This is a genomic window from Tamaricihabitans halophyticus (assembly GCF_004340875.1).
In the GTDB taxonomy this organism is placed as follows: domain Bacteria; phylum Actinomycetota; class Actinomycetes; order Mycobacteriales; family Pseudonocardiaceae; genus Tamaricihabitans; species Tamaricihabitans halophyticus.
The window spans coordinates 94,873-105,588 of sequence record NZ_SLXQ01000018.1; the positions used below are offsets into that span (position 1 = coordinate 94,873).

1 protein-coding gene is annotated in these 10,716 nt (G+C 65.8%); it reads left to right on the forward strand.

The window, feature by feature from the left end; genetic code table 11:
• Positions 1–13: 13 nt before the first annotated feature.
• The coding region (locus EV191_RS26270; protein ID WP_132880321.1) for a type I polyketide synthase at positions 14–10,716 on the forward strand (10,703 nt) is incomplete at its 3' end.

Consider the following 10,716-nt stretch of genomic DNA (forward strand, 5'->3'; position numbering starts at 1 on the left):
GCCCGGAGCACCTATGACCAACGATCGCTACGTCGAAGCTCTTCGCACCTCGTTGCGGAGGATCGAGCAGCTGGAGCAGCAGAACCAGCAGCTGGTCGCGAGCGCGGTAGAGCCGATCGCGGTGGTCGGGATGGGCTGCCGTTTTCCCGGCGGGGTAGGGACTCCTGAGCAGCTATGGGATCTGGTCGCGGGCGGGCATGATGCGGTGGGCTCGTTTCCTGCCGACCGTGGCTGGGACCTTGATGCGCTCTCGGCGGGCGGAAGCCTGACTGTCGAGGGCGGCTTCATGCCCGAGGCACTGGATTTCGATCCCGGGTTCTTCAATATCTCGCCGCGTGAGGCGACGGCGATGGACCCACAGCAGCGGCTGCTGTTGGAGGTCACCTGGGAAGCGCTGGAGCGGGCCGGCATCGATCCGGATTCGCTACTGGGCAGTCGGACGGGCGTCTTTGCCGGAACTACCGGCGCGGACTACATGACGGTGGTAACGGACACCGACGACGACCTCAAGGTGTACGGCAGCACCGCCTTCGCCGCGAGTGTGATGTCCGGCAGGATCGCCTATGTTCTCGGTCTCGAGGGGCCCGCAGTCACAGTGGACACCGGGTGCTCGTCGTCGCTGGTGGCTATTCACTGGGCGATTCAGGCGTTGCGCTCCGGCGAGTGCTCGGTGGCGCTCGCCGGGGGCGCCACGGTGATGACGACACCTGCCGCTTTCGAAGCGTTTACCACACAAGGAAACGGTCTCGCGGCGGACGGCCGGTGCAAGGCGTTCGCGGAATCCGCCGATGGCACCGGCTGGGGCGAAGGCGCCGGCATGCTGGTGCTTGAAAGGCTCTCCGACGCGCAACGAAACGGGCATCCCGTGGTCGCCGTACTGCGTGGCTCCGCACTGAACTCCGATGGCGCATCCAATGGGCTCACCGCGCCGAACGGGCCCTCCCAGCAGCGAGTTATCCGGGCGGCGCTCGACTCCTGTGGATTGTCCACCCAGGACGTCGACCTGGTTGAGGCACACGGCACCGGTACCACCCTGGGTGATCCGATCGAGGCACAGGCATTGCTGGCGACCTACGGCCAGGACCGCAGTAACCCGCTGCTGCTCGGCACGATCAAGTCCAACATCGGGCACACACAGGCGGCTGCCGGGGTCGCCGGTGTCATCAAGATGATCATGTCCATCCGGCATGGCTTCGCGCCACCCACCCTGCATGTCGACGAGCTGTCTTCGCATGTGGACTGGACCGCTGGTTCGGTTGAGCTGCTACGTTCCGGAATGGATTGGCCAGGTGTCGATCGACCTCGACGCGCCGGTGTCTCGGCGTTCGGGATCAGCGGCACCAATGCGCATGTGATCGTAGAGCAGGCGCCAGAGGCGATTGTGGAGCCGGTTGAGGCCGCCGTGACACCAGCGGTCGTGCCATGGGTGCTCTCCGGGCGGACGGCGAGCGCGCTGGACGTTCAGCGTTCCAGAGTGGAGCGCGCTGCCGTCGATCAGTCCAGTGTAGACGTCGCGGCCTCCCTCGCGGATCGCGCCAAACTGCCACACCGTGCGGTGGTGGTGGATGGCGTTGAGATCGCTCGTGGTGTTGCGCGTGATGGTTCGTTGGCGTTGGTGTTTGCGGGTCAGGGTGCGCAGCGGCTGGGTATGGGTCGTGGGTTGTATGGGCGTTTTCCGGTGTTTGCCGCGGCGTTTGATGAGGTGGCCAGTAGGTTCGATGGGCTAGTTGAGGTGGTGTGGGGTTCGGATGAGGATGTTTTAGCTGAGACTGGGTGGGCGCAGCTGGCGTTGTTTGCGTTGGAAGTGGCGTTGTTCCGGCTGGTGGAGTCCTTCGGTGTTCGGCCGAGTGTGTTGGTGGGTCATTCGATCGGTGAGATCGCGGCCGCGCATGTGGCGGGTGTGTTCTCGCTCGACGATGCCTGCACTCTGGTGGGGGCGCGGGCTCGGTTGATGCAGGCGTTGCCGGAGGGTGGTGCGATGGTCGCCGTACGCGCCACCGAGGACGAGTTTACTCTCACGGATGGTGTGTCGATCGCTGCGGTGAACGGCCCGGACAGTGTGGTGCTCTCAGGCGTCGAAGAGGAAGTGCTTGCGGCGGTCGGGGAGCGCAAGCACACACGGCTGAAAGTGTCGCATGCGTTTCATTCCCCGTTGATGGACCCGATGCTCGACGAGTTCCGGGAAGCCATCGCTGGGATCGAGTTCGGCGAGCCGGTGATTCCGTTGGTGAAGGATGTTGGCAGTGTTGACTATTGGGTGAATCATGTGCGGGATACGGTGCGGTTCGCCGACGACATTGCCGCTTCTGATGCCGATAGGTTCCTCGAGATCGGACCAGACGGCACCCTCTCCGCCCTGGTAGACGGGATCCCCCTCCAACGCAAAGACCGCAACGAGGAAGAAGCCCTTGTCCACGGCCTCGCGAACGCGCACGTACGCGGCGTTCCCATGCGGTGGAAGACCTTGTTCGACGGCACCGGGGCGCGCCGGATCGACCTTCCCACCTACCCATTCGAACACGCCCGCTACTGGCCGAGTAACCCGAAGCGAACCAGTGATCCAGCAGGACTCGGGCAGCGCGCCGCGGGTCATCCGCTGCTCGGTGCCGTTGTCGAACTAGCTGATGACGGCGGCGCGGTGTTCACCAGCCGAATCTCGATCGCCACACACCCGTGGTTGGTGGATCATCTGGTCCTCGGCCAGACCATGTTTCCCGGCACCGGTTTCCTCGAACTCGCCATTCGTGCCGGCGACGAACTTGGCTGCGGACGAGTCGAGGAGCTGACCCTGGCCGCGCCGCTGGTGCTGGACAGCCCCATTCGGCTGCAAGTCCGGGTCGGCGCGGATGACGGAACCGGCCGCCGCACGATCAGCGTGCACAGCCACGCCGAGGACGCCGGCGAAGGAAACTGGATACGGCATGCGGCCGGCACTCTGACCATGGCCGAAACCGATGGAACCGCGCTCAGCGAATGGCCGCCACCAGGTACCGAACGGGTCGAGATCGGCGACCTTTACCAGGACCTGATCTCCGGCGGCCGGACGTTCGGGCCCACCTTCCAAGGACTGCGGGCGGTATGGCGCGACACCGACACCGTGTACGCGGAAGCCGTCCTGCCCGATACGGCACTTGGCGCCTCATTCGGCCTGCATCCCGCACTGCTCGACGCCGCCTTGCATTCCGTCGCGCTCACCGACTTGGGGACCATCAGCCGGGGCGGACTACCCTTCAGCTGGGAAGGCGTGTCCCTACACGCCGTCGGAGCCACCGCCCTTCGGGTTCGACTAACCCGAACCGGCGAGGACTCGGTCTCCGTCGTGGTCGCCGATCTGGAAGGAAATCCGGTAGCCACCGCGGACTCGCTCGTCGTACGCGAGGTATCCAGCGAACAACTCGGCACCGCGGGACTCCTCGACAGGGACGCACTGTTTCATGTGGACTGGTTTCCCGCTACGGCTACCACCTCCGGGTTCGTCGCCGCGCACCACCTCGGCGAAGAACCAAACGCACTAGCCGAGCTGGCCGAGGCGCCGGCACCGCAACTCGTTGTCGCGCCCGTCGCCGCCGCCGGCGAAGCGCTGAACGCGACACACGAGTTGACCGCGTCGGTATTGACGCTGCTACAAGACTGGCTCGCCGAACCGGCGTTCGCCGAATCCTGCCTGGTTATCCATACGGTAGGCGCAACAACTGGTGCGAGCCTCGCCGCCGCGGCCGTCTGGGGCTTGGTGCGCAGCGCCCAAGTTGAACATCCCGGCCGCTTCCGCCTCATCGATTCGGATGGCGACACGTCAGCTGGGACGACCCTCGACCAAGCACTCGCGGTCGACGAACCACAAGTCGCCATCCGGGGCGGCGAACTGACGGTGCCTCGACTGACCCGCACGAGTCGCGGCGCGACCGGACCCACCATCACCGGTACCGTGCTGATCACCGGCGGTACCGGCGGGCTCGGTAAACGGATAGCCCGGCACCTCGTTGCCAGCTACGGCGTCACCGACCTACTGCTGCTTTCCCGCACCGGCGGCGCGGCAGCCGGTGACCTGGTCACGGAGCTTGCCGAAGCCGGCGCACGGGCGGAGATCGTATCCTGCGACGTGACCGACCGCGCCGCGCTCGCCGGCGTACTCGACGGCCGCGCTATCGGTGCCGTCATCCATACCGCTGGTGTCATCGACGACAGCATGCTCGAACGGCAGAACGCCGAGCGTCTGGCCACGGTCCTTGGGCCCAAAGCGGACGCCGCCTGGCACCTCCACGAACTCGTCGGTGACGCCACACCTTTCGTGCTGTTCTCCTCCACAGCGGGCACCCTCGGCAGCGCAGGGCAAGCAAACTATGCCGCGGCGAACGCCTTCCTCGACGCCCTGGCCGTGTACCGGCGCGCGCACGGATTACCAACCACCGCGCTCGCGTGGGGACCGTGGGACGAATCCGCTGGAATGACCAGAGAGCTCGGTGCTGCCGGTACGGCACGCCTTGCGCGCTCGGGGATGCCGCCACTCACAGCTGAACAGGGACTTCGACTGTTCGACGAAGCGCTGGCCGCCGACGCCGCGACGCTTGCGCCCGTTCATCTCGACCTGGCGACACTGCGTGCCGCGGACGAAGTGCCGCCGTTGCTGCGCAGACTGATCCGAAGCCGTGGTCGGCGTGCGGTTGCCGTGGTCTCCGCCGCCGTCGACGGGCTGGTCCAACGCCTTACCGGCCTGCCGGCCGAGGACCGCTACGAGTCTGTTCTGGATATCACGCGTGGCGCGATCGCGGGCGTGCTCGGACATGTCGACGCCGCCGCGGTCGAGCCGCAGCTCACGTTCACGGAACTCGGCTTCGACTCGATGACCGGCGTCGAACTGCGCAACCGGCTGACCGCGGAAACCGGATTGCGGCTACCGGCGACACTGGTATTCGACTATCCAACCGCTGCCGTACTGACGGAGTTCCTACTCACTGAGCTGTTTGGGGTGGAGGCCGACGTCCCCGAACCGCCACGCAACACAGCGGCTGTCGCCGACGACCCGGTAGTGCTGGTCGGCATGGCCTGCCGATACCCGGGCGGGGTTGGCACGCCGGAGGAACTCTGGGATCTAGTGGCGAACGGCGGCGATGCGATCACCGGCTTTCCGGATAATCGTGGGTGGGACCTGTCCGCCCTTTACCACCCCGACCCCGCTGAACCTGGCCGCACGCATGTGACCGACGGCGGTTTCCTGCACGACGCCGGGTTCTTCGACGCGGACTTCTTCGGGATGAGCCCACGCGAAGCCCTTGCGACCGATGCCCAGCAACGGCAACTGCTGGAAGTGTGCTGGGAAGCTATGGAGCGTTCCGGCATCGACCCCGCCACACTGCGGGGTAGCCGGACTGGTGTGTTCGCTGGTGTCATGTACGCGGATTACGTGAGCTTGCTCAGCGACGACGAGTTCGAAGGCTTTCGCGGCGCCGGCAGCTCACCTGCAGTCCTGTCCGGCCGGATTTCCTACACCTTCGGATTCGAAGGGCCGGCGGTGACAGTCGACACCGCCTGTTCCTCGTCGTTGGTGTCACTGCATCTGGCCGCACAAGCCTTGCGTGCGGGCGACTGTTCGCTGGCACTTGCCGGCGGCGTGACCGTCATGTCCACACCGTCGCCATATATCGAGTTCTCCCGGCAAGGCGGACTGGCCGCTGATGGCCGTTGCAAGGCGTTTGGCGATGGCGCGGACGGTGTGGGCTGGTCGGAAGGCGTGGGGGTGCTCGTACTCGAGCGGATGTCTGATGCCAAACGCCACGGGCACCAGATACTAGCCGTGCTCAAGGGGTCAGCGATCAACCAGGACGGTGCCTCGAACGGGCTCGCCGCGCCAAACGGCCCTTCGCAGCAGCGGGTGATTCGCGCGGCACTCGCCTCTGCTGGACTGTCCACGTCGGATGTTGATGTGGTTGAGGCGCACGGGACCGGTACCACGCTGGGCGATCCAATCGAGGCGCAGGCACTCCTCGCCACCTACGGACAGGGCCGTGAGTCGCCACTGCTACTCGGCGCGGTGAAGTCCAATATCGGACATACACAGGCCGCGGCGGGTGTCGCCGGGGTGATCAAGATGGTCACCGCTATGCGACAGGGAACGGTACCACCAACGCTGCACGCCGATGCAGCATCATCGCATGTCGATTGGGAGTCCGGCGCGGTCGAGTTGGCCACCGACACCGTTCCGTGGCCGGAAACGAACCATGTCCGCCGTGCCGCCATATCGTCGTTCGGTATCAGCGGTACGAACGCGCATGTGATCGTGGAGTCGGTGCCGGTCGAGCCGACTCCGGCAGCCGAACTACTTCCGGTGGTGCCGTGGGTGGTGTCGGCGAAGTCGGCTGAAGCTCTGGATGGTCAGCTGGCGCGTCTTTCGGCTGTGGATGCGCCGGCTGTTGATGTGGGTTTTTCGCTGCTGTCGCGGAGTTCGTTCGACCATCGTGCGGTGGTGGTGGATGGTGTTGAGTTGGCTCGTGGTGTTTCAGGCGAGTCTGGTGTGTTGGTGTTGGTGTTTGCGGGTCAGGGTGCGCAGCGGCTTGGTATGGGTCGTGGGTTGTATGGGCGTTTCCCGGTGTTTGCGGCCGCGTTTGATGAGGTGGCCAGTAGGTTCGATGGGCTAGTTGAGGTGGTGTGGGGTTCGGATGAGTCGGAGTTAGCGAGGACGGGTTGGGCGCAGCCGGCGTTGTTTGCGTTTGAGGTTGCGTTGTTTCGGCTGGTTGAGTCGTTTGGTATTCGGCCGAGTGTGTTGGTGGGTCATTCGGTTGGTGAGATCGCGGCCGCGCATGTGGCGGGTGTGTTCTCGCTCGACGATGCCTGCACTCTGGTGGGGGCGCGGGCTCGGTTGATGCAGGCGTTGCCTGAGGGTGGTGCGATGGTCGCCGTACGCGCCACCGAGGACGAGTTTACTCTCACGGATGGTGTGTCGATCGCTGCGGTGAACGGTCCGGACAGTGTGGTGCTCTCAGGCGTCGAGGACGAAGTGCTTGCGGCTGTAGGGGAGCGCAAGCACACGCGACTCAAGGTGTCGCATGCGTTTCATTCGCCGTTGATGGACCCGATGCTCGACGAATTCCGAGAAGCCATCGCCGGCATCGAGTTCGGCAAACCGACGATCCCGCTGGTCAAGGATGTTGGCAGTGTCGACTATTGGGTGAATCATGTGCGCGATACCGTGCGGTTCGCCGACGACATTGCCGCCACCGGAGCCGATACCTTCCTCGAGATCGGACCAGACGGCACCCTCTCCGCACAGGTAGACGGAATCCCGACACTGCGCAAAGACCAAGACGAAGAAACCGCGTTCCTCACCGCCCTGGCCCGCCTGCACGTCACCGGCACCACAGTCGACTGGCAGCCACTATTCGCAGGCACCGGGGCAACTTTCGTGGATCTGCCCACCTACGCCTTCCAGCACGAGTGGTACTGGCCCCGGCCGGCTGGCTCGCCGGGCGACGCATCCGGCCTCGGCCTCATTCCCGCCACCCATCCACTACTCGGCGCCGGTCTACCGCTCGCCGACACCGACGGCCTGCTGTTCACCGCACGGCTATCCACACACACCCACCCGTGGCTTGCCGAACACACCATTGGCGGTCAAGCCATCCTGCCGGGTACCGCCCTACTCGAAATCGCCGTCCGGGCCGGTGACGAGATCGGCTGTGCCACGGTTGACGAGCTCACCCTCGGCGAACCACTCGCGTTACCCGCGCAGGGCGCCGTCGTACTACAGGTGACGATCGGCGAAGCCGACGGCGCTGGAAAACACGCGTTAGCGATCTACTCGCGCGCGGAGGGTCAAGCAGCCGAGCCATGGACACGTCACGCGACCGGACTCCTCGGCGCCGACACAGCGCAATCCAAACTCGACCTGACCACATGGCCGCCAGTCGGCGCCGAGCCAGTGGACCTCGAAGGCAGCTACGACCACCTTTCCGCCGGCGGCTTCGACTACGGCCCTACGTTTCGCGGGCTGCGCGCCGTCTGGCAGCGAGACGAGGAAGTATTCGCCGAAGCCGCCCTACCCGAATCGGCAGGCGATGCCGATCGCTACGGGCTGCACCCAGCACTGTTCGACGCCGCGCTGCACGCGATAGGCGTCGCCGACCTGAACATGCCGACCGGAGCGGTACCGTTCAGCTGGGAAGGCGTCACGCTGCGCGCCAGCGGCGCCACAGCGGTCCGCGCGATCATCAGCCGAACCGGCGAAGACAGTGTCACGCTGGAAATCGCCGATGCCGCCGGTAGTCCGGTCGCCACGGTTGAGGCGCTTGCACTGCGCCCAGCCGATCCGACTACAGCACTGATCGGCGACGCACTGCATGGCGTTACCTGGGCACCAATCCCGCTTCCGGACACTGCCACGAGCGCCGCCATCCTCGGAGCGGATCCGCACGGGATCGGCCTACCGGCGCTTGCCGACGGCGATGCGGTCCCGCCGAACATAGTGGTTTGCCTCAGCGCGACCGAAACCGACGATGCGGACATCCCAGCCGCCGCACACACCTTGACCAGGCGCGCACTCGATTTGATCCACACCTGGCTGACCGACGAGCGATACGCCAACGCGCGATTGGTGTTCGTTAGCCGCGCGGACGACCTACCGACCGCGGCGGCGTTCGGACTGGTGCGCTCCGCCTGCACCGAGCACCCCGGTCGATTCGGCACGATCCAACTATCCGCAGGCTGGACCCGCGAACAACTCCTACGCTCGCTCACCAGCGACGAACCGCAGCTGCGCCTGGGCGAACAAGCCTCCGCAGCCCGGCTGACGCGGATCGCCGCAAGCGACCACCAGCCAAACTGGACTGGCACGGTACTCGTGACCGGCGGCAGCGGTAGCCTCGGCGCGCTGATCGCACGACATCTGATCGAGGTGCACGACGTCCCAGACGTGCTACTCCTCAGCCGATCCGGCAACCTGCCCGCATCGCTATCTGATGTAGACGGAGTACGGGCGGTCGGCTGTGACGCCGCCGACCGGCAGGCGTTGCAAGCAGCGCTCGCCGGCGAGTCGGTCTCTGCGGTCGTGCATGCCGCAGGGGTACTCGACGACGGTGTACTGGAATCGTTGACGCCGGAGCGCGTGGCCGCGGTACTACAGCCGAAGGTCGACGCCGCATGGTATCTGCGAGAACTGCTGCCGGGAGCCAGCCTCGTACTGTTCTCCTCAGCGGCGGGGGTGTTTGGCGCGGCAGGGCAAGCCAGCTACGCGGCCGGCAACGCTTTCCTCGACGCGCTCGCCGAAACACATCCGCATACCGTTTCCCTCGCGTGGGGACCGTGGGCAGCGGGAATGGCGGGAGACGTCGACGACGAGCGGTTGGTCCGTTCCGGGATGCCGGCGCTGAGCACCGAGCAGGGCCTCGCCTTGTTCGATGCCTCGCTCGGCACTGGCCGGTCCACCGTGGTCCCAGTACGCCTGGACCTGTCAGTCCGCGCCCGAGGCGAGGTGCCGCCGCTACTGCGTGGCATGGTGCGAACCCGTACCCAGCGCGGCACGGCCCGCGTTACCGAAGCTGCGCCGGAACTGGTGCGCCGGTTGAGTTCAATACCCGAAACGGACCGGTTGCCCGTTCTGGTTGAGGTGGTCCGGACCCAAGTAGCCGCAGTACTCGGTCACCACAGTAGTGAGCGGATCGACCCTGGCCGTTCCTTCCACGAACTGGGTTTCGACTCGCTGACCGCGGTCGAGCTGCGCAACCAGCTGACCACCGAGACCGGGCTACGCTTACCCGCGACCCTGGTGTTCGACCACCCAACGGGGACGGCGCTTGCCGAGTACCTGCTGGCCGAACTACTCGGCTCGGTACCCGTCACCGAGGTGGTAGCGCCAGCCGCCCTGTCCGAGGATCCCGTCGTGGTCGTTGGCATGGCCTGCCGCTATCCCGGCGGAATTACCACTCCGGACGACCTGTGGCAGCTCGTGCACGATGGCGTGGACGCCATCGGTTCACTGCCGGCAAACCGTGGCTGGGACCTGGACACACTGTTCGACGGCGACCCGGAGCATGCGGGTACCTCCTATACCCGCTCGGGCGGATTCCTCTACGACGCGGGCGAGTTCGATCCAGCCTTCTTCGGGATGAGCCCCCGCGAGGCCGTCACCACCGACGCGCAACAACGACTGCTCCTGCAGGCGTGCTGGGAGGCGTTGGAGCGTTCCGGGGTTGATCCGGTGTCGTTGCGGGGTAGTCGAACGGGTGTGTTCGCCGGCGTGATGTACAACGATTATGCCGCCCTGCTCACCGGTGAGGAACACGAGGGCTACCAGGGGCAGAGCAGCGCCGCGAGCATCGCATCCGGCCGGGTCGCCTATACGTTTGGTTTCGAGGGCCCCACGATGACGGTGGACACCGCCTGCTCGTCCTCTCTGGTGTCGATGCATCTGGCTGCGCAGGCACTACGGTCCGGAGAATGTTCGCTGGCATTGGCCGGCGGTGTCACTGTCATGTCCACGCCGAACCCCTTCGTCGAGTTCTCCCGGCAGCGTGGTCTCGCGCCGGATGGGCGCTGTAAGGCGTTCGCTGACTCGGCCGATGGTGTGGGTTGGTCTGAGGGTGTGGGCATGGTGGTGTTGGCGCGCCTGTCGGACGCGGAGCGGGCGGGTTATCCGGTCTTGGCGGTTGTTCGTGGTTCGGCGGTGAATTCGGATGGTGCGTCGAATGGGTTGACGGCGCCGAATGGTCCTTCGCAGCAGCGGGTGAT